General features: G+C 59.9%; 22 protein-coding genes. 13 read left to right on the forward strand and 9 right to left on the reverse strand.

Annotated elements, in window-relative coordinates; genetic code table 11:
• On the reverse strand, positions 1-2,450 hold a 2,450-nt coding region (locus tag MMG91_RS14180), incomplete at its 3' end, for a retention module-containing protein (RefSeq protein WP_310659948.1).
• A 590-nt stretch (positions 2,451-3,040) separates the two neighbouring features.
• On the opposite strand from MMG91_RS14180, the gene MMG91_RS14185 reads away from it, so the two are divergent.
• From MMG91_RS14185 to MMG91_RS14195, 3 genes are read left to right on the forward strand one after another with little or no spacing between them, the layout of a single operon-like run.
• The gene (locus MMG91_RS14185) at positions 3,041-4,399 is read left to right on the forward strand and encodes a TolC family outer membrane protein (protein ID WP_305446542.1); all 1,359 of its coding nucleotides are present in this window, start codon (positions 3,041-3,043) and stop codon (positions 4,397-4,399) included.
• Between the two features lie 33 nt (positions 4,400-4,432).
• Positions 4,433-6,592 carry a type I secretion system permease/ATPase gene (locus MMG91_RS14190; RefSeq protein ID WP_310659949.1) on the forward strand — a complete coding sequence of 720 codons (2,160 nt, stop codon included), beginning with the start codon at positions 4,433-4,435 and terminating at the stop codon, positions 6,590-6,592.
• Between the two features lie 9 nt (positions 6,593-6,601).
• A complete protein-coding gene (locus MMG91_RS14195) occupies positions 6,602-7,957 on the forward strand; it encodes an HlyD family type I secretion periplasmic adaptor subunit (protein WP_310659950.1) in 1,356 nt (451 codons plus the stop codon).
• A gap of 122 nt (positions 7,958-8,079) precedes the next feature.
• On the opposite strand, the gene MMG91_RS14200 is transcribed toward MMG91_RS14195, so the two are convergent.
• Together MMG91_RS14200 and MMG91_RS14205 are read right to left on the reverse strand one after the other, a co-directional pair.
• Positions 8,080-8,676 (reverse strand): DTW domain-containing protein, encoded by a 597-nt coding sequence (locus tag MMG91_RS14200; RefSeq protein ID WP_310659951.1) that lies wholly within the window; start codon positions 8,674-8,676, stop codon positions 8,080-8,082.
• 4 nt (positions 8,677-8,680) lie between these two features.
• The gene (locus MMG91_RS14205) at positions 8,681-9,574 is read right to left on the reverse strand and encodes a LysR family transcriptional regulator (RefSeq protein WP_258620607.1); all 894 of its coding nucleotides are present in this window, start codon (positions 9,572-9,574) and stop codon (positions 8,681-8,683) included.
• 304 nt (positions 9,575-9,878) lie between these two features.
• Between MMG91_RS14205 and speB the strand changes: the two genes are divergently transcribed.
• The 5 genes from speB (at position 9,879) to MMG91_RS14230 (ending at position 14,891) form a co-directional block, all read left to right on the forward strand.
• Positions 9,879-10,829, forward strand: a complete 951-nt coding sequence (gene speB, locus MMG91_RS14210) for an agmatinase (protein WP_030131905.1) — start codon at positions 9,879-9,881, stop codon at positions 10,827-10,829.
• 9 nt (positions 10,830-10,838) lie between these two features.
• On the forward strand, positions 10,839-11,261 hold the full coding sequence (locus tag MMG91_RS14215) for a nuclear transport factor 2 family protein (protein WP_310659952.1): 423 nt from the start codon (positions 10,839-10,841) through the stop codon (positions 11,259-11,261).
• A 54-nt stretch (positions 11,262-11,315) separates the two neighbouring features.
• A complete protein-coding gene (locus tag MMG91_RS14220) occupies positions 11,316-12,827 on the forward strand; it encodes a cytosine permease (protein WP_310659953.1) in 1,512 nt (503 codons plus the stop codon).
• Between the two features lie 189 nt (positions 12,828-13,016).
• Positions 13,017-14,396, forward strand: a complete 1,380-nt coding sequence (locus tag MMG91_RS14225) for a sodium:solute symporter (protein WP_305446549.1) — start codon at positions 13,017-13,019, stop codon at positions 14,394-14,396.
• A 243-nt stretch (positions 14,397-14,639) separates the two neighbouring features.
• Positions 14,640-14,891 carry an acyl carrier protein gene (locus MMG91_RS14230; protein WP_310659954.1) on the forward strand — a complete coding sequence of 84 codons (252 nt, stop codon included), beginning with the start codon at positions 14,640-14,642 and terminating at the stop codon, positions 14,889-14,891.
• 98 nt (positions 14,892-14,989) lie between these two features.
• Here the strand turns inward: MMG91_RS14230 and MMG91_RS14235 are convergent, their stop codons facing one another.
• Positions 14,990-15,124, reverse strand: a complete 135-nt coding sequence (locus MMG91_RS14235; protein WP_310659955.1) for a PA1414 family protein — start codon at positions 15,122-15,124, stop codon at positions 14,990-14,992.
• 139 nt (positions 15,125-15,263) lie between these two features.
• A complete protein-coding gene (gene ptrR, locus MMG91_RS14240) occupies positions 15,264-16,157 on the reverse strand; it encodes a putrescine utilization regulator PtrR (protein ID WP_310659956.1) in 894 nt (297 codons plus the stop codon).
• 104 nt (positions 16,158-16,261) lie between these two features.
• Here ptrR and MMG91_RS14245 point away from each other — a divergent pair, with 104 nt between their 5' ends.
• On the forward strand, positions 16,262-17,452 hold the full coding sequence (locus MMG91_RS14245; RefSeq protein WP_305502954.1) for an MFS transporter: 1,191 nt from the start codon (positions 16,262-16,264) through the stop codon (positions 17,450-17,452).
• On the opposite strand, the gene MMG91_RS14250 is transcribed toward MMG91_RS14245, so the two are convergent.
• Together MMG91_RS14250 and MMG91_RS14255 are read right to left on the reverse strand one after the other, a co-directional pair.
• A complete protein-coding gene (locus tag MMG91_RS14250; protein WP_310659957.1) occupies positions 17,388-18,320 on the reverse strand; it encodes a DMT family transporter in 933 nt (310 codons plus the stop codon). The genes MMG91_RS14245 and MMG91_RS14250 overlap by 65 nt on opposite strands.
• 267 nt (positions 18,321-18,587) lie before the next feature.
• Positions 18,588-19,424, reverse strand: coding sequence for a S1 RNA-binding domain-containing protein (locus tag MMG91_RS14255; protein ID WP_305446554.1), 837 nt, complete (start codon positions 19,422-19,424; stop codon positions 18,588-18,590).
• A 351-nt stretch (positions 19,425-19,775) separates the two neighbouring features.
• Here MMG91_RS14255 and MMG91_RS14260 point away from each other — a divergent pair, with 351 nt between their 5' ends.
• The 3 genes from MMG91_RS14260 to MMG91_RS14270 all read left to right on the forward strand — a co-directional run bounded on the left by MMG91_RS14260 (position 19,776) and on the right by MMG91_RS14270 (position 21,838).
• A complete protein-coding gene (locus tag MMG91_RS14260) occupies positions 19,776-19,964 on the forward strand; it encodes a hypothetical protein (RefSeq protein ID WP_017337097.1) in 189 nt (62 codons plus the stop codon).
• Between the two features lie 210 nt (positions 19,965-20,174).
• Positions 20,175-20,891 carry a TorF family putative porin gene (locus tag MMG91_RS14265; protein ID WP_310659958.1) on the forward strand — a complete coding sequence of 239 codons (717 nt, stop codon included), beginning with the start codon at positions 20,175-20,177 and terminating at the stop codon, positions 20,889-20,891.
• A 77-nt stretch (positions 20,892-20,968) separates the two neighbouring features.
• Positions 20,969-21,838: a DUF6279 family lipoprotein gene (locus tag MMG91_RS14270; protein ID WP_310659959.1), complete on the forward strand. Its 870-nt coding sequence runs from the start codon at positions 20,969-20,971 to the stop codon at positions 21,836-21,838.
• 64 nt (positions 21,839-21,902) lie between these two features.
• On the opposite strand, the gene MMG91_RS14275 is transcribed toward MMG91_RS14270, so the two are convergent.
• Complete coding sequence (locus MMG91_RS14275; RefSeq protein WP_310659960.1) at positions 21,903-22,295, reverse strand: transcriptional regulator; 393 nt, start codon at positions 22,293-22,295, stop codon at positions 21,903-21,905.
• Positions 22,296-22,496: 201 nt separating this feature from the next.
• On the opposite strand from MMG91_RS14275, the gene MMG91_RS14280 reads away from it, so the two are divergent.
• Positions 22,497-23,231, forward strand: a complete 735-nt coding sequence (locus tag MMG91_RS14280; RefSeq protein WP_310659961.1) for a thioredoxin family protein — start codon at positions 22,497-22,499, stop codon at positions 23,229-23,231.
• 74 nt (positions 23,232-23,305) lie between these two features.
• On the opposite strand, the gene MMG91_RS14285 is transcribed toward MMG91_RS14280, so the two are convergent.
• Entirely contained in the window at positions 23,306-24,463 is a 1,158-nt protein-coding gene (locus MMG91_RS14285) for an MFS transporter (RefSeq protein WP_310659962.1), read from the reverse strand.
• Positions 24,464-24,487: the final 24 nt, after the last annotated feature.

A 24,487-nucleotide genomic window follows, 5' to 3' on the forward strand; every position in this document is an offset into this window, starting at 1 on the left:
TCATCGACGATGTTGATCACGATGGTACTGGTGACGCTGTTACCCAAGGGATCGGTCGCTTGATAGGTGAAACTTTCGCTCAGGGTATTCGGCCCGTCGTTGGCGTGGGGGGGGGTCGTTGGTGCGGAGGTCAGGGTGTAGGTGTAGCTGCCATCCGGGTTGAGGAGGATTTGCCCGTAGGTTCCGGTAGCGCTGCCGACCAACGTGTAAGTGATCGTGCCAGTGGTGCCGGTGACCGAGCCGACCAACGTGCCGGAGGCGGTTTCACCGGTGTTGCCGGGCTCGCTGCCGGTGACGGTGCCTGCCGCCAGGTCCTGGCCATCCTGGGTCAAATCCAGGGCCTTTTCGTTAACCGTCACGTCGCTATCGCTGACCGCCACGAGGGTGCAGTCAGCCACGTTGATGGTGATGGTCGTGGTGCTTTCATCGCCGTCGGCATCGCGCACGGTGTAGGTGAACACATCCGTGGCGCCCGGCGCGCTGACCGAATTCGGATTGCTGTGGTACACGGCGTTGCCGTTGGCATCCAGGGTCAGGTAGCCATAGGTGCCGTTGATTTGCGTGTTCAGGCCGCCGATGGCTGAAGTCGACGTGTCGCTGCCGGCGCGCACGCCGACCACCGCACCACTGAGTGCCGGGCCGTCAGCGCCACCCACGTCATTGTTCAGCACGTTGCCCGAGGCCGTTGCGCCTTCGGCGATCGTGGCGAGATCAGGATTGGCTGTGGGCAAGTCATCGACGATGTTGACGTTGATCTGACCCAATGCCGTGCTGCCATCGATGTCGGTGGCGACGACATCGAGGTTCTCGGTGATGCTGTTGGCGCCGTTGGCGTTCGGGTGGGTTTCATTATCCGTCAGGGTGTAGCTGTAGCTGACCACGCCGGTCGTGCTGTTGAAACCGGTGATGGTCAGCGTATTGCCGAGCGCAGTGACAATCGATTGCGGGAAGCCTGCGGCCACACCGCTGGTGACCACCGCGATGCCGCCCACGGTCAGGGTTTGCAAACCGTCGAGGGCGGTGACGGTGAAGGTGCCGCTCTGGGTCAAGGCCGGTGTGTTGGGGCTGGTGCCGTCGCTGAGGTTTTTCTCGTAAACGGTGAGTTCACCGCCGTTGACGTTCAGGCCATCGAGGGTCACTGGGTCATCGTTGTTATGGATGTTCAGCACCAACGTCGCGGTGCTGGTATCGCCGTCGGAATCGGTGAGGGTGTAGACGAAATTCTCGGTAGCGTTGCCACCGCCGTTCAGGGCTTTGAAATCGGCGTCGCCGGTGTTCAAGGTGTAGGTGTAGGTGCCGTTGGGATTGAGTACCAGCGTGCCGTAAGTCCCATTGAACGTGCCACCGATGATCGGCCCGCTGTCGGGGCCGGTGGCAATGCGGTCAGCGCCCTGGACGTCATTGGGCAGCACGCTGCCGGTCAGGGTCAGCAGGGTTTCCGAGGCGCTATTGGCGTTGGTGTCGTCGATGGCTTTGGGCACATCGTCGGTGATGTTGACGTCCAGCGAACCGGTGGCGGTATCGCCGTTGCTGTCACTCGCGACCACGGTGAACTGTTCACTGAGGTTGTTGGCGCCGTCGCCAGCCGCGTGGGTTTCGTTGCCGACCAGGGTGTAGCTGTAACTCACCACGCCGGTGGCCGGATTATAGCCGGTGATCGTCAGGGTGTTGCCCAGTTGCGTGGTGATCGACTGCGGAAAACCGGCGGGCACACCGCCACTGATCACGTTAATCCCGCCGATGTTCAAGCTGGTCAGCCCGTCTGCCGCAATGACTGTGAAGGTGCCGTTTTGAATCAGCGCTCCGGGGGTGCTGGCCGAACCGTCCGCCAGGTGGGCTTCATTGAGGGTCAGTTCGCCTCCCTCCACCGAAAGGCCAATGAGGGTGACCGGGTTATTCAGCGCGCCTGTACCTCCTGCACCACCAGCATCGTTGTCGCCGTTGTCCGGGTCCCGGCGTTCCAGGGGGAATTCGGGAATACCGTTGAAGCCCGCGGTGGGGAAACCAATCGTGGGATCGACCCGGCCCCCCACTTCCTCTAGCAACACAAAACTGTGACCGCCGCCCAATCCACCCGGCGCGCCCGAGGCGCCTGGCCCGGCGGCGGTGGCTTCACCGGTCTGGGTCGGGTCGGCGCCGGCGGCAATGGCTTTTTGCAGTTGCTCGACATCGGTCAGTTGCGCCTGGCTCGGCGTTACCGCATCGGCGGTCTCCACGTGCGGGACCTGATGCGCCAGTAATTGGGTCGTCATCTGCAGGCTGCTGTCACGCCCCAAGGTCAGCTCCTGGCCATTTTTCAACTGCACCGCCACCGCGCCTTCGGCCCCGGTGACCAGTTGCTCGCCGGCAAACAGCCGATCGCCCTCGACCAGTGTGCGTCGGGTGCCATCACCCGCCACTGCGTACACCTGACCGATGACCTTACTGACGATACCGATGAGCGTTGCCATGTGCATTTCCTCCGCCGCCAACTGCTGTCGGCATCCTGTTTGCGCGAAGACGTGCTCATGGTTCAGTCAGGTTGTCTGGCGGATTGCTTGCCGAGAAAGCGTTTACCTGAGGTAAACCGCTGCCTCCCGACGCTCTCGCCAGGCGTGTCGCTCGCAAGGGGAATTTCTGGATCAGGATAAAACCCTGTGCAATCAACGGCATCGGGGTCCACTTCCAAAATAACCGCCCTGCGAACGATGCGTAACGGTTTTGAATCACTCGAGCGACAAAAAATTGTCGCCTCTAAACCGTCTCGCCTCCCTCCCCTCCAGCACTTCTTCGCTCTGTGTCGAAAAGTGAATTGAACTTTCCTCAAGCCCTTCGATGCTCCTTAGAGCTCATAAACAAAGGCTTTCGCATTGAACAATGTGCTGGATTTTTCAGAGCGCATAAGTTTTTTTCGGCATAAGCCTTATGAGAAATCCTTCTTAGCTTCGCGTCAGGATGTTCTTAGCTCTAGCTGTAACAAGCGTGAGACGGATTCACTTAAAAATAACGTCAAATATTTGGCGACCCGCAAAATACCATCAGGAATCAGGGAGAGGCATCCATGCGCGTTTTAACCCCCCTCTGCAGCGCGATTTTGCTGGCCATGGCCTGCACTTCTCAGGCTCAGGCGATGTCATTGACCGAGGCGATCCAGAGCACCATTGCGACCCACCCGGAACTGTCGTCGCGGGTCGATGCCCGGCTCTCGGCCGACGAGCAGATTAAAGTCGCCAAAGGGGGCTTCTATCCATCGGTGGATTTGAACGCCGGCTACGGGCGCGGGTACAGCGATAACACCACCACTCGGGCGCAGGGCAATCACCACACCGAAATCCTCACCTACACCCAGTCGGAACTGCGCCTGCGACAGATGCTGTTCGACGGCTTCAACACCTCCAACGAGGTTGCACGCACCAAAGGCGTGGCCAACTCGCGAGCCTATTACGCTCAGGGCACTGCCCAGGATCTGGCCCTGCGCACCGTCGAGGTGTACCTCGAAGTGCTCAAGCGCCGCGAACTGGTGACCCTGGCCAAGAACAACCTGCAAGCGCACATGCGGGTCAACGATCAGATCGGCCTGCGCACCCAGCGTGGGGTCGGCAGCAACGCCGACTCCGACCAGTCCACCGCTCGCCGGGCGCTGGCGCAAAACAACCTCGACACCGCCGAAGTCGATCTGGCCGATGCCGAGACGAATTTCTACAGCGTCGTGGGGCGCATGCCCGATGAACTCGAAGCGCCGCCATCGACCCGCGGCGAATTGCCCGCCACCCTGCCGGAAGCCCAGCAGAGCATGGTGGAAAACAACCCGTACCTGAAATCCGCCCAGGCCGATGTGCAATCGGCCGAGAGCCAGTACGAAGTCTCCAAGTCGCCGTTCTACCCGCGTTTTGACGCTGAAGCGGCGGTGGGTGCGAATAACAATATTCAGGGCGACGAAGGCCACGACAACGAATGGCGAGTGGGTGTGGTGATGAACTACAACCTGTTCCGCGGTGGCAGCGACAAGGCCCGGCTGGCCTCCAATGCGCACCAGATCAACCAGGCGCTGGACATCCGCAACAACGCCCTGCGCCAGCTCAACGAGAACATCCACCTGGCCTGGAACGCCATGCTCAATGCCAAGAAACAAACCCCGACCGCCCGTGAATACGCCGAAACCACCACCCGTGTGCGGGCCGCGTATCAGGATCAGTTCGGCCTTGGTCAACGAACCCTGCTTGACGTGCTCGACAGTGAAAACGAACTCTACAACGCCAACCGCCGCTACACCGAAGTGCGCTACACCGAGGAGTTTTCGATGTACCGCGTGCTGGCGAACATGGGTCAGTTGCTGAGCAAACAACGGGTGGTGCTGCCCGCCGATGCGATCGCCTCCACCGAAGTGAAAAACGAAGCGCGTTTGCCTGAACTGAAGTAGCTCAAATGAAGTAGCGCAAAGGGAGCGATCAATGTGACCAGCATGGAAACCGGCAACACGGGTGTCGATCCGCGCCTGAGCTTCGATGACCCGCTTCTGGACGGTCTGTTGATTCTCTGCAAACTTCATGGCGCGACGGTCAGTCGCGCCAGCCTGAGCGCCGGGCTGCCATTGGCACACCAACGCTTGAGCCTGGACCTGCTGCCGCGCGCAGCGGCTCGGGCCAGTTTGCAGGCGCGTGTGTTGCGCCGTGAACTGGGGGAGATTTCCGCGCTCAACCTGCCTGTGATGCTGATCCTCAACCATGGCCGCTGCGCGGTCTTGCGCCGCTTCGGCGATGACGGTCAGGCGCTGATTCTGCCGAGCGAAGCCGACGGCGGAGAACAATGGGTCAGCAGGGACGAGCTGACCGCCAACTACAGCGGCCAGGCCTTGTTCGCCCGGCCGCGGCATGAACTCGAAGACTTGCGCGCGCCGCTGGTGCCGCGAGTGGAAGCGTGGTTTCGCGACACGTTGAAGCTGTCGAAGTGGCTGTACAGCGATGCGATTCTGGCGAGTTTTCTGATCAACCTGCTGGGGCTGATGGTGCCGCTGTTCGTGATGCAGACCTACGACCGGGTGGTGCCGAACCAGGCCACTTCAACGTTGTGGGTGCTGTCGATCGGCTTGCTGATCGGCACCGGCTTCGAGCTGGTGCTGCGGGTGGTTCGCGCGCATTTGCTGGACACCGCCGGGAAGAAAACCGACGTGATTCTTTCGGCAACCTTGTTCGAACGCATCACCGGCATGGCGATGAAAGCGCGGCCAGCGACCATCGGTGGTTTCGCCCAGAGCATTCATGACTTTCAGGGCCTGCGGGAATTTCTCACCGCCGTCACGCTGACCAGCCTGATCGACCTGCCCTTCGCCGTACTGATGCTGGTGGTGATCGGCCTGCTCGGTGGCTGGCTGGTGGTGATTCCACTGTTCGCCTTCCCCATCACGATCATCTTTGCCATGGTGATTCAGGCACGTCTGCGCGACACCGTGCAGAAAAGTCTGAGCCTGGGCGCCGAACGCCAGGCCCTGCTGATCGAAACCCTCGGCGGCCTGGAAACCCTCAAGGCGTGCAGCGCCGAAAGCGAACGCCAACACAAATGGGAAAGCACCCACGGCGCCCTCACCCGCCTCGACAGCCATGCGCGCAACCTCTCGGCGCTGGCCACCAACGGCACGCTGTTCATTCAGCAGTTCTCCGGCATGGCGACCATCGTCGCCGGGGTCTACAGCATCATCGCCGGCAACCTAAGCGTCGGCGCGCTGGTGGCGACCTACATGCTCGGCAGCCGCGTGCTTGCGCCGCTGGGGCAAATCGCCGGGCTGATCACCCGCTATCAGCAAGCGCAACTGACCATGAAAAGCACCGATGCGCTGATGTCGTTGCCACAAGAACGTGACGCCAAACAGCGGCCGCTGGAGCGCACGCAATTGCAAGGCGCACTGGCTGTCAGCGGCGTGACGTTCCACTACAACGGCCAGAACGCCCCGGCCCTGGCCAATGTCAGCTTCAGCATGAAACCCGGCGAACGGATCGGCATCATCGGCCGCAGCGGTTCGGGCAAAAGCACATTGGCGCGTTTGGTGATGGGTTTCTATGCGCCGGAAGAAGGCCAGTTGTTGCTCGATGGCCTGGACCTGCGACAACTGGACGTCGCCGACCTGCGTCAACAGATCGGCTACGTCGCCCACGACCTGCCGCTACTGGCCGGCAGCCTGCGCGACAACCTGACCCTCGGCGCGCGCTACATCAGCGATGCCCGAATGCTCGAAGTCGCTGAACTGACCGGCGTCACCGAACTGGCTCGTCAACATCCCCAGGGCTTCGACCGGCCGGTGGGTGAGCGCGGTCAATTGCTGTCGGGCGGGCAACGCCAAGCGGTATTGCTGGCCCGTGCGTTGCTGCTCGATCCACCGATCATGCTGCTCGATGAACCCACCAGCGCCATGGACAACAGCAGCGAAGACGTCCTGCGGCAAAAACTCCACGGCTGGATCCAGGGCAAAACCCTGCTGCTGGTCACTCACCGCACCTCAATGCTCAGCCTGGTGGACCGGTTGGTGGTGCTGGACAACGGGCGGATCGTCGCCGACGGCCCGAAAGAAGCGGTCATCGATGCGTTGCGCAAGGGCCGTGTCGGCTCTGCGACGGTTTAGGAGTTGCCCATGTCTGCGGATCAAGGTTCCCGTGGCTACTTCAACAGTTTCGGCAAAAGCGCCGAAGTCGAATTCATGCCGGAAACTGCCGGCGCCTCGTTGCAGGATTCACCGCGCTGGTCGCGGATCACCGTATGGCTGGCGGCCGCGCTGCTGATCACCGCGCTGGTCTGGGCCAAGTTCGCCGTGTTGCAGGAAGTCACTACGGGCGAAGGCAAAGCGATTCCGTCGAGCAAGATTCAAGTGATCCAGAACCTGGAAGGCGGCATCGTCACGGAAATTTTCGTGCGCGAAGGGCAAATGGTGAACAAGGGCGACACTTTGCTGCGCCTGGATGACACGCGATTTCTGTCGAACAAGGGTGAAAGCGAAGCGGACCGCTATGCGCTGACTGCGCAGGTCGAACGGCTGTCGGCTGAAGCGGAAGGCCGGCCGTTCAAGCTGTCCCCGGAAGTCATTGCCAAAGCCCCGCAAGTGGCCGAGGACGAACGCTCGCTGTACGAACAACGTCAGCGCCGACTGGCCAGCGAACAGCGCACGCTGACCGAACAACTTCGGCAGAAAACCCAGGAGCTGGCGGAATTCCGTTCCAAACAGGGGCAATTCAGTTCCAGCCTGGCGCTGCTGCAACAAGAGATGAACATGTCTGCGCCGCTGGTGGGCACCGGGGCGGTTTCGCCGGTGGAAATCTTGCGGCTCAAACGCAGCGCGGTGGAAATCCGCGGCTCGCTGAATGCCACGACCCTGGCGATTCCCCGGGCCGAATCGGCGATCAATGAGATCAAAAGCAAGATCGACGAGTCCGAACAATCCTTCCGTTCCGACGCGGCGAAAGAGCTGAATGAAAAACGCACCGACCTGTCGAAAATCACTGCCTCAAGCATTGCCATCGACGACCGGGTGACGCGCACCACCGTGGTGTCGCCGGTTCACGGCATCATCAAAATGCTGAAGGTCAACACCATCGGCGGCGTGGTCCAGCCGGGTAACGACATGGTGGAAATCGTGCCGCTGGAAGACAACCTGCTGATCGAAGCCAAAGTCCGCCCTCAAGACGTAGCGTTCCTGCACCCAGGCCAGAAAGCCATGGTCAAGTTCAGCGCTTACGACTACACGATTTATGGCGGGCTGAGTGCGAAGCTGGAGCTGATTGGCGCGGACACCATCACCGATGACAAGGGCAACAGTTTTTATCTGATTCAGGTAAGAACCGACAAGAATCACTTGGGCGGGGATGCGAAACCGCTGCTGATCATTCCGGGGATGGTCGCGACGGTGGACATTATTACCGGGGAGAAAAGCGTGCTCGATTATTTGCTTAAACCGGTGTTGAAAGCGCGGACCGAAGCGATGCGCGAGCGGTAGTCTTTGCTGTGATCGTTCCCACGCTCCGCGTGGGAATGCCGCCCGGGGCGCTCCGCGTCCCTTCCAGGATGTGACGCAGAGCGTCACTGGATGCATTCCCACGCAAAGCGTGGGAACGATCACTATCTCGGCCCATGATTACGCTGAAAAACCTCCTCCCCCATCGCCGCAATCTGCCCCTCGATCAACGCCTCGAACGGCTTTAACAAAGGCTCGAAACTGCTTGGCGCTTCGAGCGTCTGCAACGCCTGCACAATCGCCTCCACCGTCGACAACGCCCCCGGCCCTGGAGCCTTGCGCAAGCGATAACGCGACACCCCGCCCTCGGCCAGAGTCACTCTGGGCAACGCCGCCAACAACGGATTGAGGTGCAGCATTTTGCGCGCCTTGCGCCAGGTGCCGTCTGGAACCACCAGCAGCAGCGGTTCATCATTAACGGTGTAAGCCTGCATCGGCTGCGCCTCCTCGCCGGGAAACAGCAACCGTGCCTGATAGCCCGGCTGATTCAGCAGCGCCGGCAAATCCTCGAACACCTCGCCCACAATCAACTCGGCATTCTTTAATCCCAACGCCGCCAATCGCGCGGTGTTCAGCGCATGGTTCACTTCACTTGGGTGCTGAAGCAGCAACACCCGAGTGCGGCTGTCGAGGCTCGAGATCAGTGGGCACAGGCAATGGGTTTGCGGACGCAGGCAACGCGGGCACTGGATTCTGGACATTGTCTTAAGCCTGATTGAGCTGCGCTTTGAGCAGGTCGCGGAAAGTCTGGATCAGCGGTTCGCGGCTGCGGCCACGGCGCACGATCATCGAAAACGGTGCCTGATAACCGAACGTCGCTGGCAGCAGCACGCGCAAATCCCCTTTGTCGGCCCAAGCCTGGGCGTAATGCTCTGGCAAGTAACCGATGTAGGCACCGGACAAAACCAGAATCAGCTGAGCCTCCATACTTTCCACGGTCGCCGCGCTGTGCTTGAAACCGTGGCGCGCGAGTTCGGCCTGGCTCCAATAGCCACGGCCGACCATGCGCTGTTGGGTGATGACTTGCTCAGGGATACGCCGCTCGGTGAACAGCGGATGACGGCTGCTGCAATACAACCAGTGCTGCTCGCGGTACAGCGGCATGTAGACCAGACCGCTCATGCGCGTGGAAAAGGCACCGATGGCCAGGTCGAGACGGTTGTCCTGCACGCCGAGTTGCAGTTCGTAGGGGCTCATCACCGACAGATGCAAATGCACCGCCGGGTGTTCCTGACTGTAGGCACCGATGGCTTCGGCGAACGGCAAGGCTTTGTCGCTGACGGTGGAGTCGATCACGCCGAGATTCAGAGTGCCGCGCAGCTCGCCTTTGAGGGCGGCGGCGTATTGTTCGAAACCTTCGAGTTCCGCCAACAGACGCAGGGTTTCCTGATGGAACAGCTCGCCCTTGCTGGTCAGGCTGAAACCACCGCGACCGCGATGGCAAAGCACCAGGCCGAGAGCCGCTTCCAGCTGGCTCATGTAAGTGCTGATGGCCGAGGTCGAGAGGTTGAGCTCGTGCTGGGCATTGGCAAACCCCTGATGGCGGACCACGCTGACAAAGATGCGCAATAGTTTCAGGTCGGGTAAAGCGTTGGCCATGGGGCACTCCGTAGATCGTTCCCACGCTCTGCGTGGGAATGCAGCCCGTGACGCTCTGCGTCACATACTCGGAACAGCTGGACGCGGAGCGTCCGCGGATGCATTCCCACGCAGAGCGCGGGAACGATCACGGGAAAGAGTCTATCGTCGCAGCGGCCATTAGTTTAGAAAAATCTGAACTAAGTATTTGCCCGTAGCGATTCTTCCCGGCCACTACATTTCGCAGAATCGGCCCCCAGCGGCGCCCGTCTCTCCCCGAGCGGGCAACCGACATAAATAAAACAACGACGATGAGGCCTTACCCGTGGACAAGATTCTTCACCAACCACTGGGCGGCAACGAAATGCCGCGCTTCGGCGGCATCGCCACCATGCTGCGACTCCCCCATTTGCCATCCGCTGCAGGCCTGGACGCTGCCTTTATCGGCATCCCGCTGGACATCGGCACTTCCCTGCGCCCCGGCACCCGTTTCGGGCCACGTGAAATCCGCGCCGAATCGGTAATGATCCGCCCGTACAACATGGCCACCGGCGCCGCGCCATTCGATTCGCTGTCGGTTGCCGACATCGGTGACGTGGCGATCAACACCTTCAACCTGCTGGACGCCGTGCGGATCATCGAAGAAGCCTACGACAATATCCTCGAACACGATGTGATCCCCCTGACCCTCGGCGGCGATCACACCATCACCCTGCCGATCCTGCGAGCCATCCATAAAAAGCACGGCAAGGTCGGTCTGGTGCACATCGACGCTCATGCCGATGTGAACGATCACATGTTCGGCGAGAAGATTGCCCATGGCACCACCTTCCGTCGCGCCGTTGAAGAAGGCCTTCTGGATTGCGACCGCGTGGTGCAAATTGGCCTGCGCGCTCAGGGTTACACCGCTGATGACTTCAACTGGAGCCGCAATCAAGGCTTCCGTGTGGTTCAAGCGGAAGAATGCTGGCACAAATCCCTGGCACCGCTGATGGCCGAAGTTCGCGAGAAAGTCGGCGGCGGTCCGGTGTACTTGAGTTTCGATATCGACGGTATCGACCCGGCCTGGGCACCAGGCACGGGCACCCCGGAAATCGGCGGTCTGACGACCATTCAGGCGATCGAAATCGTGCGCGGCTGCCAAGGCCTCGATCTGGTCGGCTGCGATCTGGTAGAAGTCTCGCCAGCGTACGACACCACCGGTAACACCTCGCTGTTGGGCGCCAACCTGCTGTACGAAATGCTCTGCGTACTGCCGGGCGTGGTCCATCGCTGAGGATCGGTCATGAGCGAACGTGATCAGGTACTCAAAGCCGCCGCCGAGCTGGTATCGGCCTTTGCCCGTAACGATCGCGAAGCCTACTTCGGCGCATTCAGCGCCGACGCCAGCTTCGTGTTCTACACCCTCGAGCAACCCCTGTTGTCGCGCGATGCCTATCAGGCGTTGTGGGACAGCTGGCGCGCCGAGGACGGCTTCGAGGTGCTGTCATGCACCTCGAGCAACGCCTTCGTCAGCCTGCAGGGTGACGTGGCGATTTTCATCCATGACGTGGCCACCGAGCTACGCATGCAAGGGGAGCAACACTTCAGCCAGGAGCGCGAGACGATTGTTTTCAAGAAACAGACGTCTGGCCAAGAACAACAAGGCCTATGGCTGGCCTGCCACGAACATTTGTCCGCAATGCCGGAAGGGCTGCCACCCCCTTAGCCAAACAGGTGACGCTCACGCACGATGAGCGCGCCTTTATGATCGGAGCAGATCATGAATAACAACAACAAACAAAGAAGCCTTAGCAGCATCGAAACAAACGGGGTCGAACAGATCCCGGATCATGAGCGCGACGCCAGACCCAGCGACCTGTTTCGCCTGATCTTCGGCGGCGCCAATACCTTCGCCACAGCGGTACTCGGCAGTTTTCCCGTGCTGTTCGGCCTGTCCTTCCAGGCAGGCGTGTGGGCGATTGTGCTGGGCGTGGTACTCGGCGCGCTAATCCTTGCGCCGATGGGCCTGTTCGGCCCGCTCAATGGCACCAACAATGCCGTGTCTTCCGGTGCACACTTTGGCGTACACGGGCGGATCGTCGGTTCATTTTTGTCGCTGTTGACCGCCATCGCCTTCTTTTCGCTCTCGGTATGGAGCTCGGGTGATGCGCTGGTGGGTGGCGCTAAACGCTTGATCGGCCTTCCGGAAACCGATCTGACACTCGGCCTGGCCTATGGACTGTTCGCAATACTGGTACTGACCGTTTGCATCTACGGCTTCCGTTTCATGCTGTGGGTCAATCGCATCGCGGTGTGGGCTGCCAGCGCGCTGTTCCTGCTGGGTGTCTTCGCTTTCGCACCGACCTTCGACAGTCACTTCGCCGGCACCGTCGCCATGGGTCAGGCCGGATTTTGGGCCGCCTTCATCGGCGCTGCATTGGTGGCCATGAGCAACCCGATTTCCTTTGGCGCATTCCTCGGTGACTGGTCGCGATACATCCCGCGTGAAACCCCGAAGGGTCGCATCATGCTGGCGGTGATCGCAGCACAAATCGCCACCCTGATCCCCTTCCTGTTCGGCCTCGCCACCGCCACCATCGTAGCGATCAAGGCACCGGACTACATCGCGGCCAACAACTACGTCGGCGGTCTGCTGGCGGTGTCGCCGAGCTGGTTCTTCCTGCCGGTGTGCCTGATTGCGGTGATCGGCGGCATGTCCACCGGCACCACCTCGCTGTATGGCACCGGGCTGGACATGTCCAGCGTGTTCCCGCGGGTGCTGTCACGGGTCAAGGCAACGCTGCTGATCGGCGTGATGTCGATTGCTTTCATCTTCATCGGGCGCTTTGCGGCGAACCTGGTGCAGAGCGTGTCGACCTTCGCCGTGCTGATCATCACCTGCACCACCCCGTGGATGGTGATCATGATCATCGGCCTGCTGGTGCGTCGCGGTTTCTACTGCCCGGATGACCTGCAAGTGTTCACCCGTGGCGAGAAAGGTGGCCGCTACTGGTTCACCCACGGCTGGAACTGGCGTGGCCTGGGTGCCTGGATCCCGAGTGCGCTGGTGGGTTTGTGCTTCGTGAACCTGCCGGGGCAGTTTGTCGGGCCACTGGGGAACCTGGCGGGCGGTATCGACATCTCCCTGCCGGTGACGCTGGGCCTGGCTTCCGTGGTGTACCTGACGCTGCTGAGCCTGTTCCCGGAACCGGCCACGGTGTTCGGCCCCAGTGATCCACGCAGCAAGGGCACGGATTCGCTCGGTAAACCGGCGATGCGACAAGCGGCCTGATTCAACACATTACCTGTGGTCAACGCATTACCTGTAGGAGTGAGGCTTGCCCGCGAAGAACGATGACGTGGTCTGCCTGACAGACCGTGGCGCCCCCATCGCGGTCAAGCCACGCTCCCACAGGGATTGATATTTCCACAGGGATTGGTTTCGCCTCACCATAAAAAAGACAATCGGAGACACGCCATCATGGCTTTGGATTTATTCGTCGTTCTCATTTACGCCGCCGCGATGCTGGTGCTCGGCTACTACGGCATGCGCAAGGCCAAGACCCACGAAGACTATTTGGTCGCCGGTCGCAACCTCGGTCCTGGTCTCTATATGGGCACCATGGCTGCTACCGTTCTGGGTGGCGCGTCCACCGTCGGCACCGTGCGCCTGGGCTACGTTCATGGCATTTCCGGTTTCTGGCTGTGCGCCGCACTGGGCTGCGGCATCGTGGCGCTGAACCTGTTCCTCGCCAAACCGCTGCTGAAGCTGAAGGTATTCACCGTTACCCAGGTGCTGGAAAAGCGCTACAACCCAATGGCGCGTACCGCGAGCGCAACCATCATGCTGGCCTATGCGCTGATGATCGGTGTGACCTCGGTCCTGGCGATCGGCACCGTGCTGCAAGTGCTTTTCGGCCTGCCGTTCTGGCTCTCGGTGCTGCTGGGTGGTGGTGTGGTGGTGATTTACTCGACCATCGGTGGCATGTGGTCCCTGACCCTGACCGACATCGTCCAGTTCGGTATCCAGACCGTGGGCCTGATGTTCCTGTTGCTGCCGATCTGCCTGTACCGTGTCGGTGGCTGGGATCAACTGGTTGCGCAATTGCCGGCCGCCAGCTTCAACTTCACCAGCATCGGCTGGGACACCATCATCACCTACTTCCTGATCTACTTCTTTGGCATCCTGATCGGTCAAGACATCTGGCAACGGGTGTTCACCGCACGAAGCGAGAAAGTCGCCAAGTACGCCGGTACGTCTGCCGGGATCTATTGCATTGTCTACGGCCTGGTTTGTGCGCTGATCGGCATGGCCGCTCATGTGCTGATTCCGGATCTGGACAACGTCAACAATGCCTTTGCCGCCATCGTCAAAGTGTCCCTGCCGGACGGTATCCGCGGCCTGGTGATCGCTGCGGCCCTGGCGGCCATGATGTCCACCGCCAGCGCCGGCCTGCTCGCCGCGTCCACCACCCTGACCGAAGACCTGCTGCCGAAGCTGCGTGGCGGCAAACAATCGAACGTGAGTGTTAACCGCCTGTTTACCCTGCTGACCGGCATCGCAGTACTGGGCATCGCTTTGGTGGTCAATGATGTGATCAGCGCACTGACCCTGGCCTACAACCTGTTGGTGGGCGGCATGCTGATCCCGCTGATGGGGGCGATCTACTGGAAACGCGCCACGACGGCCGGTGCGATCACCAGCATGGCGCTGGGCTTCGTCACCGCGCTGGTGTTCATGTTCAAGGACGGTATGGACGCCAACACCCCGATCTACTACAGCCTCGGCGTGGGCCTGGTGAGTTTCGTGGTGGTCAGCTTGCTGTCCCGTCGCCCGGCAGTGGTGGCGAGCGCGATCTAAGCTGATGTTGTAGCAACCATTTCTTCGACGGGTGTGGCGTCGGTTGCCACACCCGTTTTTTTTCGCCTGAAGGAATCTATCCGTGAAGATCGTCAGCCGCGATCGGTGGTTGGAGGTGAAGCGAGGGGCTCGATCTCGTTTGCACGCGGGCTACGATGATTGACGAGTGGCAGCGCCGACACGCCTGAAGCCTGCTGTACTCAGCACCAGGGACCACAACAATGACGCCCTCGAAGAACAATCATGACCAGAGCCGCCGTTCGTACAGCCGTGCACCGCTTCATCAGCCGCCTGCTGGAAAATCAGGAGGACTTTGACGACAACACTCGCCTGGTGCAGTTGGGACTGGATGAAGAAGATATTGAAGATCTGATTTTCCATCTGGAAGATCAGCTGGGATTGACGGCGTTTACCGCCGAAGAAGACCGGATGCTCAGGACGGCGACGACTGTCGACGATTTGAGCCGGTTTTTGATTGGGATTGGGCGGTATTAACCGCCACACTTGATTTAACCTGTCGACCGCCAAGATCGCAGCACAGGTGCCTCCTGCAGGAGCCGCCGAAGGCTGCGATCTTTCTCAGGATTAATAACTTACCTGCGGCGCTGCTGCTGCTGGCGGCGACGTTGTTCGTCGTCAGTGCGAATAGGCACGGGTTGCAGAGGCGGTTCGATCAAACCGAGTGCGACACCCAAGTCATGCAGCCAGTTTTGGATTTTCTCTTTCATGGTGCCCCCTTCAGGGTAGTGCCGAGCGGCCGAAGTTCTGTAGCCCCTTCGCACTGATAATAGTCCGAAGTCCTACGCAATGCTCGTCCAACATCGCAATGATCTGTTACTGAATTGATCCAAATCCCTGGACGTTGGTTCAAGCAATGGCCTGGGTCTGAATCGCTGTCGACGGATACACCGCCTGCTGCTGCTCGATCCATGCATTCAGGTTGGCCCCGACCATGCCTTTGCGCCACATCAGCCAGGTTGTCGCGCTGGCGAACGGCTCGGCCAACGGGTGCACCGCCACGCTTTCGCGCCCCGGCAGGCTGGCAAGCATCGACTCCGACATCAGCGCCACGCCGGAGCCGGCGATCACGCAGGCGAGCATTCCCGGATAAGACTCGATCTCCATGGCCCGGCCCATGGCCGCGTGATCATGGGCGAACCAGGCTTCCAGACGCATCCGGTAGGAACAGCCCTGCCGAAACGTGAATACCGAACGCCCTTCGACATCCAGCGCGCTGCGTACCGGCGGATGATCGGCCTCGCTGATCAACACCAGCCGTTCGTCGCACAACGGCACGCCGTCGAGCCCGGCCAATTCCAGCGGGCCGTCCACCAGCGCCGCATCGAGGCGCCCGGTGAGCAGACCTTCGAGTAATTCGCCGCTGGGCCCCGACTGCACTTGCAGGTTCACCGCCGGGTAACTGCGGTGATATCGCGCCAACAGCTCCGGCAGATGAATCGCGGCGGTGCTGTACATGGTGCCTAAGACGAAATCCCCGGCCGGTTGCCCGCCCTGCACCGCCGCGTGGGCTTCATCGTGTAAAGCGAACAGCTTGGCGGTATAGTCCAAGAGGACTTTTCCCGCAGGTGACAACTGCAAACGCTGACGCTCGCGTACGAACAGTTCGACACCGAGTTGCTCTTCGAGCTGCCTGAGTCGGGTCGACAGGTTGGAAGGCACACGATGAAGGTGTTCAGCAGCACGGGTAATCGAGCCCTCCTGCGCCACCGCCTGGAAGATCCGCAATTGGCTGAATTCCACGCCATTCTCCAAATAAGAACAAGTTTCTCACTATTATTCATTTTTAAAGAAAGTCAATCAGTCCTAGCCTGACGGTCATTGATCCTCGAAACGGAACTCAGACCATGTCCCCTCTGATTCGCCTAACCGCCAGTTTTATCGCCCTGATGATGGCCATGGGTATCGGGCGCTTCGCCCTGACCCCGCAACTGCCGCACTTGCTCAGCGAAGGCCAGATCGACCTGACCGCCGCTGGTCTGATTGCCGCCGCCAACTACCTCGGCTACTTCGTCGGCGCGGTGGACGCGATGTTCGCCCGTCGACCCGAGCAGGTTCGTCGGCGCCTGCTCGGCGGTTTGTGGCTCTGTGTATTGCTGACCCTGGCCTCGTTCTGGGCCGACGGGTTCTGGTCGCATCTGGTATTGCGTTTCGGCACGGGCGTGGCCAGCGCCTGGGTGTTGGTGATGATTACCGCATTGAGTCAACCGCTGGCAGCGGCGGCCGGTCGTCCGCGGCTCGGGGCGCTGGTCTTTGCCGGGCCGGGCCTGGGGATTTTTCTGACGGGGTTGTTGGCCTTGGGCTCGAACCTGCTGGGGCAGACGTCCGCGACCTTGTGGCTGGTGTATGCCGGTGTCGGGCTGGTGATGCTGCTGGGGATTCTGCCGTTCCTACCGCAGCCGGCTACGCCTGCTATAGCGACACCGCCTGCCGTCACATCGGGCACCCAAGGTGTCGGACGTTTACCGGTGATTTATGGTCTGTACGGTTTGGGCTACATCATCCCGGCCACTTTCCTCTCGCAGATGGCCAGCGCGCAGTTCCATGGGCAATGGCAAGCCGATCTGTTCTGGCCATGCTTCGGCCTCGCAGCAGCAATCGGGGTGGTGTTGGTGAGCCTGCGTCGACACAACCCGAACGCCACTCGCCATTGGTTGATAGCCACGTTGTGGTTGCAGGCGGCCGGGGTGTTTGCTTGCCTGTTGGGCAGCGGTGCCGGCCTGGCGTTGGGGGTCATCCTGTGTGGCGGGCCATTCCTGGCCTGCATGCAACTGGTGATGCAGCGCTCCCGGGAACTGGCGCCCCACGCTACCCAGCGCAATGCCGGGCTACTGACCGCGTGCTTCGCAGTGGGGCAACTCAGCGGGCCGTTGCTGGCAGCGCTGAGTAGCCATTTCAGCGGTGGATTGCAACCTGCGTTGATAATCGCCGGCAGCGGCTTGATCATCGCGGGAGGCCTGTTGCTACGCCCGGTCAGGGTTGCCCAAGTGCTTTGCGCAAATGACGGCGGACCCACTGCTCTGCGCTCACAAAAGTGATCCCGAGCAGAACCAGCACCGCGCCGATCACGAAGTTGAGGCTCAGTTCTTCGCCCAGCAGCACCACGCCGAACGTGACGCCGAACAATGGCGTCATGAACGAAAACACCGCCAGGTTCGCTGCCAGATAACGGCGCAGCAGCCAGAACCAGGTCAGGTAACTGAAGAACGACACCACCACCCCCTGGAACAGCACGCTGGCCACGGCAACTGTGGTCAGGCTGACATGGGTGACCTGCCCGCTGAGGATCGCGATCAACAGCAGGCCGACAAAGCCGACAATCAGTTGATAAAACAGCGTCAGGGTCACCGGGGCTTCCGACAAACGCGAGGCGCGCACCACCACGGTGGTCGCGCCCCATGACGCGCCGGCCAGCACGCCCAGCGCATCGCCCATCAGCATGCGGTGGTCAAGATTGTCCCAGGACACGCCACCGGCAAACGCAATGGCAATGCCGATGAAGGCGAGAAAAATCCCCAGCCACTGCACCGGCCTCAAACGCTCACTCGGTAGCAGCCAATGCACGCCCAACGCGGTGAAGATCGGCGCGGTATAGAGGAACACCGACATGTGCGCCGCCGTGGTCAATTGCAGGCCTTCGGAAATGAAGAAGAACTCCAGGCCAAACAACGCGCCGGCCAGTAAACCGCCGCGCCAGGTGGCGCCGACCTGATCCCAGCCACCCTTCCAGCAGATCAACAATCCTACGAGCAACGCGGAAATACCCGACCGCCCCGCCGCTTGCATGACCGGCGCGATGTCGGGCGCGGCCCACTTGATCATCACCTGCTGCACGCCCCAGATCAGGCACAACCCCACCATCACTTGCAGGGCAAACCCATCGGCGCTACGCCGGGTGGCGCTCACCGGAACACCTCGACAACACAACCCATGGCAGTGACTCGACAGTAAAAATAAAGCCCCGGCCTTCTGGCTGAACAGAGGTGTCGAGGCGAAAAATGATGCTGCCGATTATTAACCAGATGGACAGAAAAAAGTGTCTGCAAAAGACCTTTAAATCGTTGCTTGCGTCATGCGGCGGTCGCGTCCTCTCTGTAGGCGCCACCGCACGCTGCGATCTTTTGCCGGTAAAAGATCGCAGCCTGCGGCGACGTCTCCGAAGGGCAGATAGGGTCAGCTGAGTTCGATACGATCAGCGTGAATGACAATCTGGCCGTTCTTGTACAACGCACCGATGGCCTTTTTGAAGTTGCCCTTGCTGACGCCGAACATACTGCTGATCAGGGTCGGGTCGCTTTTGTCGCTGACTGGCAGGGTGCCGTTGTTGTCGCGCAACTTGGCGAGGATCTTCGAGTTCAGGCTGGTGGCAGCTTCCTCGCCTACCGGTTGCAGGCTCAGGCTGATTTTGCCGTCGGTGCGGACTTCTTTGATAAAGCCCTTCTCTTCTTTACCGGCGCGCATGAACTTGAAGATTTCGTTCTTGTGGATCAGGCCCCAGTGCTTGTTGTTGATGATTGCCTTGAAGCCCATATCGGTCGCTTCGGCCACCAGCAAATCAACTTCCTGACCCGGGGTGTAATTGGCCGGAGTCTTGTCCAGATAGCGATCCAGACGCGCCGTCGCGGTGATGCGCCGCGTGTGTTTGTCGAGGTAGACATGCACCACGACATACTCGCCGGCCGTCATCTGGCGCTTTTCTTCGGAATACGGCAGCAGCAGATCCTTCGGCAAACCCCAATCCAGGAACACGCCGATGCTGTTGACTTCAACAACTTTCAAACTGGCGAATTCACCGACCTGAACTTTCGGCTTTTCGGTGGTTGCGATAAGTTTGTCATCGCTGTCCAGATAAATAAAAACGTTGAGCCAGTCTTCATCTTCGCTGGGAATATCTTTGGGAATATAACGATTAGGCAGGAGGATTTCGCCATCCGCGCCACCGTCCAGATATAAACCGAAGTTAGTGTGTTTAACCACTTGCAAACTGTTGTAGCGCCCGATTAAAGCCATGTCCAATACCCTCATTGCGTGGGCGGCATTCTACCCGGTTTTGCGGGCAGCGTTCGGCGGTCGGCCCGGTGGCGCAAGAAAATCCGTCGAAGGCCTTAATTTTCCTGGGTTTTGCCGCGTGCATTTGGCCGCTCGTCAGACCGTTCGGCTGTTCCTCCCCCTCGCCAGCCCATCCGGAAAACGCTTTTTCTTCACTTGGGTTCTTAGTTAAAACAGCAGCTTAGGGGAACATTGCGAATAATAACTTGCGATAAATTGCGTTGCTCCACTGTGTATTTCGGGAGGATATTTACCAAGCAATTGTCAAGTATTTCCTGTACGATGCCTGGCCAAGTTAATTTCTACAGGTTAATGGCCGCCATGCGTGTAAAAGCATCCAACAGCAAAGCAAAGCCAGCTCCAGCCGTTGAAACCAGCGAATCGATCAACAACCAGATCGCTGCGTTTCTCAAGTCCGGCGGCGAGATCCAGCAAATTGCCAAAGGCGTCAGCGGCCAGACGTTCGGCCCGTCCAAGCAGATCACGCTGGGCAAGAAGTAATTCCCCCGCGTTAACTGGTCCCTAAGCGCTTTGAGCTTCGAAGCGCTTGGACTGGAACCCTCCCGCAATACCCCATAAAACAAATCAATATTTCAAAAATCGACGAACGGCCCTCGATGCCGAACATTCGCCGGTATGCTTGCACGTGTCTGGATCAAGCGTTTCAGCAGGTTTTTCAGCACCTGCTCCTCGCTGTTCATGGAGTGACGCATGTTCAAGCCCTCTCTTTTCCTGCTCGGCAGCCTGCTGTGGTATTCGGTCGCCCAGGCGCAAGTCTTCCAGCGCGAACTGGGCGACTTCGATCTCAAGCTCGCGACCACCCCCAGCCGCAGCATGGCCCAAGGTCTGGTTAAGCCCTCCACGTCCGGCTCGTTCCATGGTGGCCTCGACCTGAGTCACGACAGCGGCTTCTACGTGGGTCAATGGTCCCCCAGCATGGGACTGAGTCCGTCGAGCAACCTTGAAGTCGATTCCTACATGGGCTTTAAACAGCCCTTCGATCAATCCCTCGGCTACGAAGTGGGCATGATCCATTACAGCTACCCGAAAGTGGACACCCTCGACAGCCAGGAGCTGTTCGGCGGCCTGACCCTGCTGGGCAGTCGCTTCGGCGCGGCCTTCAGCAACGACCCGGACAAACAGAACAGCACCCTGTTCGCCGACCTCAGTGGCAATCAGCCGTTCGGCATCGGGATCAGCCTGAAATACACCACCCACCAACTCAACACACCAGTATCCGTCGACGATGGGTATGTAGGCAGTTTTACCGACTGGTCAGTGAAATTGTCCCGGCCGTTCATGGGCATCGACCTGGACTTGATCTACAGTGATTCAAGCCTGAGCGGTAGCGATTGCTCCGCCTATTCCGGCCACAACACCGAGTGCGACGGCCTGGTCACGCTCAAGGCTGCACACAGTTTCTATTAATCGGCTGAACCGCCGGGTTCATCCCGCGATCACACAAGAGAACCCTTAAAGAAACCAGGTCTTCGCAAGGACTCGCCATGTCGCACTGGTGGAAACAGATCGGCGTCATCCTCACTCTCAGCCTCACCGTCGCCGCGTGCAGCCGCGTAGGCCTGGCTTACCGCAATCTCGACGTGATCATTCCCTGGACGCTCAGCGACTATCTGGACATGAACCACGAGCAAAAAGACTGGTTCAACGAGCGCCTCAAAGAACACCTGAGCTGGCACTGCACCACGCAATTGCCCGGCTACCTCGACTGGCTGGATCGCTTACAGGCCATGGTCGAAGCCAACCAGATCACCGACGCCGCACTGCAAACCCGCACCCAGGAAGCCAAACAGGCCATCGCCGAAACCGCCCGGGCAATCACCCCGTCGGCCATCGAGTTGTTGCGAGGCCTTGATGACAAGCAAGTCGCGGAAATGAACGATGCCTTCGCCAAGGACCAGCGCAAACGCCAGGAGGCCTACCTAAAACCGTCGCTGGAGCAACAGATCAGCGCGCGGAGCAAGCGCATGGAGAAACGCCTGAATGTCTGGCTCGGCCCGCTCAGCCCAACCCAACAGCAACGGGTAGTGGCCTGGTCGAATGCCTTGGGTGATCAGAACAAACAATGGATTGGCAACCGCGCCCATTGGCAACAGCAATTCAGCGAGGCTGTCGCGCAACGGCAGAGTCCAGAATTCCCACAGCGAATCGAGACACTTCTGGTGAATCGCGAGAGCTTGTGGACGCCCGCTTACCGCGAGGCCTTCGCCAACACCGAAGCCCAGGCTCGGGCGCTGTTGGTGGACGTGATGGCCGAGAGCACACCGGTTCAGCGTGAACGGTTGCTGCAGAAGATTGAAGGCGTGCGCAAGGACTTCACCGATTTGAAATGCCTGAAGGTGGCGCGGCAGGATTAAACGGACCACCACAATCCAATGTGGGAGCGGACTTGCTCGCTCCCACAGGGGGTAAACGCGATCTTCAGGCAATCTGCGCCTTCGACGCCACTTCATCAAACGTCAATTCCTCCAGCGCATCCTCCTGTTCATCCAGCACCTGCCGCGGATGTTCATTTCCCGGAATGCTGCTGTCGATCAGGCTCAATAAACTCGAGCCCCGAGGCGTCAAAATGTAGTTCTCGCCATTGCCACCCTGATCTTCTGGGCGAGGTTCGATATAGCCCCGTAGCAACAGTAACTTTTCGTACTCGCCAGCCACCGTTTTCAGGTGATCCAGATTCTCAAACGGCTCCCCCGCGGCAGCTTTCGCCGCTGCATACTGCTCGGCATAGGGTCGTGGGGTGAAACTGTGGCCAGCGCCGTTCTGCACTTCATGCAGCAAGCGTTCAAGCAAATCCCAGTTATAAGTCGTCATCCTGATCAACCTCCAGAGCCCGTGAGTGAAATGGCCTTCATAAGTTGTGACCGACAGGGAGGGCGGCCGTTCAGCCTGGATATTTCGCCCTACCGACCGGCGGTATGTCGAATAGGGCACAGGCCAAACGACTAGGCTGTGTAAGACGGTTTACCCCTCTGCGCGGATCGACTTTCGCCACAGCATGCAGGAGAAATCACCATGAACATTCAGAATCATCCGGTCGTGTCCCGGGAAGAATGGCTGGCCGCTCGCAAACAACACCTGGCCCACGAAAAAGCTTTCACCAAAGAACGAGACAAACTCAGCGCCGAACGCCGCGCCCTGCCCTGGGTGAAAATCGACAAACCCTACCGCTTCCAGGGACCCAACGGCGAACTGAGCCTGGTCGACCTGTTCGGCGGCCGCAGCCAATTGATCATCTATCACTTCATGTTCGCCGCAGGCTGGGACGAAGGCTGCCCGGGTTGCTCGTTCCTGTCCGACCACATCGACGGCGCCAACCAACACCTGGCCCACCATGACGTAGCGGTAGTAGCGGTTTCCCACGCACCGTTTGCCGAGTTCCAATCCTTCAAACAGCGCATGGGCTGGAAATTCGACTGGGTGTCATCGGAAGGCTGCGACTTCAACTATGACTTTGGTGTCTCCGCCCGAGCCGAAGACGTCGCCGCGGGAAAAGCCACCTACAACTACGAAAAATCCGACGGGGCTGAAGAAGAACTTCCTGGGCTCAGCGTGTTTTATCGCAACGAAGTGGGGGATATTTTCCACACCTATTCAACGTATGCCCGAGGCCTGGATTTGCTGGTCGGCACTTACAACTACCTCGACCTCACGCCCAAGGGCCGTAATGAAGAGGAGATCATGGACTGGGTGAGGCATCACGATCGGTATGAGGACAAGGCCTCAACGGGCTGCTGCCATGGGGGATAGCGCTCAGAGCACGGGGCGCGGCCTTCTCGAGCAAGCCCGCTTGCATGTTTCGACTTGAAGGGGGACTCCGCCGTTCAATCCAGCGCCTTCACCCCGACCGTCCTCCTGAACAGCGGCAACGCAAACAACACAAACAGCGCAGCCGCAGCAGACAGCGCCAACGGCAGGCCGTGGGCGCTAGTTGTCATTGCCGCGCCGCTGACCAGCGGCCCGAGCAAGCTGCCTACCCCCCATAAAAAACCGGCGCTGGCATTCGCCGTGACCAGGTCCGGGCCTTTGAACCCTTCGCCGATCAGAATGATCGCCAGGGTGTAGACCCCGCCGGCGACCGCCCCGAGCACCACCAGGCTTGGCCAGAGCAAGAAGGGATAGTTCATCAGCCACGGCAGGCACACACCAATTGCCAGAGAAAGCACACCGCACCCCAGGTAGATTATCGGTCTGGCGACTTTGTCCGAGAGCCAGCCCAACGGAAACTGCAGGGCCGCGTCACCCAGCAGGATCACCGTCACCATGAGCGCAGCGAACTTGATGGCGTAGCCGTGATCGGCGGCGTAAACCGGAAACATCGACAGAATCACGCTATCAAAGAACGAGAAGAAGATGATGCCCATGCACAGCGCCGGCGCCACTTGAATGAAGCCCAGCACCGAGAACGTCTTGCTTTGCGAGTGCCCGTGATCGCTCATCTGCTTGGGCAAGGTGAACCCGATCACCCCTAGCGCCAAAAGATGCCCGGCAATCACCACACCGATCACCTGTGGCCCAGCGGTGCCGAACAGGGCCACCATCCCCGGCCCGAGCAGCTGGAAAATCGTGAAGCAGGTGGTGTAGATCGCCACAACCCGGCCTCTGTGGGAGTCCTCGGCGATTTCATTCACCCAGGACTCCCCCAGAATAATGATGATCCCCGCGGCCAACCCCATCACCAACCTGGCCAGGGCCAGGCTGTACAACGTCGAGGCGAAGACCTCGACGGCGGCAATACTCAGGGCCGACAGCGCGAAACAACCCAAATAGATATGTCGGCGGCTCAACCGCTGGCAGATCCAGTCCACCAGAAAGGCCGACAACATCATGCCGGCCGCCGGTAGTGCAGACATCACGCCGATATGCACATTCGAAGCGCCGGCCTCGTACAAGCGCAACGCAACCACTGGCACGGTCGAGCCGATACTTAACCCGACAATGGAAACGCCGAGTATCAGTGCCGCCAACAATAATCTATTCATCAATCACACCTCGGGCTCACTGCC

This window comes from Pseudomonas sp. JL3 (genome assembly GCF_031570575.1).
Taxonomy (GTDB): Bacteria; Pseudomonadota; Gammaproteobacteria; order Pseudomonadales; family Pseudomonadaceae; genus Aquipseudomonas; species Aquipseudomonas cucumis.

Excerpts from the sequence above, each read along its gene's own strand:
- MMG91_RS14185 (WP_305446542.1), top strand. The coding sequence starts at position 3,041 with ATGCGCGTTTTAACCCCCCTCTGCAGCGCGATTTTGCTGGCCATGGCC.
- MMG91_RS14195 (WP_310659950.1), top strand. The coding sequence starts at position 6,602 with ATGTCTGCGGATCAAGGTTCCCGTGGCTACTTCAACAGTTTCGGCAAA.
- MMG91_RS14200 (WP_310659951.1), bottom strand. The coding sequence starts at position 8,676 with ATGTCCAGAATCCAGTGCCCGCGTTGCCTGCGTCCGCAAACCCATTGC.
- MMG91_RS14205 (WP_258620607.1), bottom strand. The coding sequence starts at position 9,574 with ATGGCCAACGCTTTACCCGACCTGAAACTATTGCGCATCTTTGTCAGC.
- MMG91_RS14215 (WP_310659952.1), top strand. The coding sequence starts at position 10,839 with ATGAGCGAACGTGATCAGGTACTCAAAGCCGCCGCCGAGCTGGTATCG.
- MMG91_RS14220 (WP_310659953.1), top strand. The coding sequence starts at position 11,316 with ATGAATAACAACAACAAACAAAGAAGCCTTAGCAGCATCGAAACAAAC.
- MMG91_RS14225 (WP_305446549.1), top strand. The coding sequence starts at position 13,017 with ATGGCTTTGGATTTATTCGTCGTTCTCATTTACGCCGCCGCGATGCTG.
- MMG91_RS14230 (WP_310659954.1), top strand. The coding sequence starts at position 14,640 with ATGACCAGAGCCGCCGTTCGTACAGCCGTGCACCGCTTCATCAGCCGC.
- MMG91_RS14235 (WP_310659955.1), bottom strand. The coding sequence starts at position 15,124 with ATGAAAGAGAAAATCCAAAACTGGCTGCATGACTTGGGTGTCGCACTC.
- MMG91_RS14245 (WP_305502954.1), top strand. The coding sequence starts at position 16,262 with ATGTCCCCTCTGATTCGCCTAACCGCCAGTTTTATCGCCCTGATGATG.
- MMG91_RS14255 (WP_305446554.1), bottom strand. The coding sequence starts at position 19,424 with ATGGCTTTAATCGGGCGCTACAACAGTTTGCAAGTGGTTAAACACACT.
- MMG91_RS14260 (WP_017337097.1), top strand. The coding sequence starts at position 19,776 with ATGGCCGCCATGCGTGTAAAAGCATCCAACAGCAAAGCAAAGCCAGCT.
- MMG91_RS14265 (WP_310659958.1), top strand. The coding sequence starts at position 20,175 with ATGTTCAAGCCCTCTCTTTTCCTGCTCGGCAGCCTGCTGTGGTATTCG.
- MMG91_RS14270 (WP_310659959.1), top strand. The coding sequence starts at position 20,969 with ATGTCGCACTGGTGGAAACAGATCGGCGTCATCCTCACTCTCAGCCTC.
- MMG91_RS14275 (WP_310659960.1), bottom strand. The coding sequence starts at position 22,295 with ATGACGACTTATAACTGGGATTTGCTTGAACGCTTGCTGCATGAAGTG.
- MMG91_RS14280 (WP_310659961.1), top strand. The coding sequence starts at position 22,497 with ATGAACATTCAGAATCATCCGGTCGTGTCCCGGGAAGAATGGCTGGCC.
- MMG91_RS14285 (WP_310659962.1), bottom strand. The coding sequence starts at position 24,463 with ATGAATAGATTATTGTTGGCGGCACTGATACTCGGCGTTTCCATTGTC.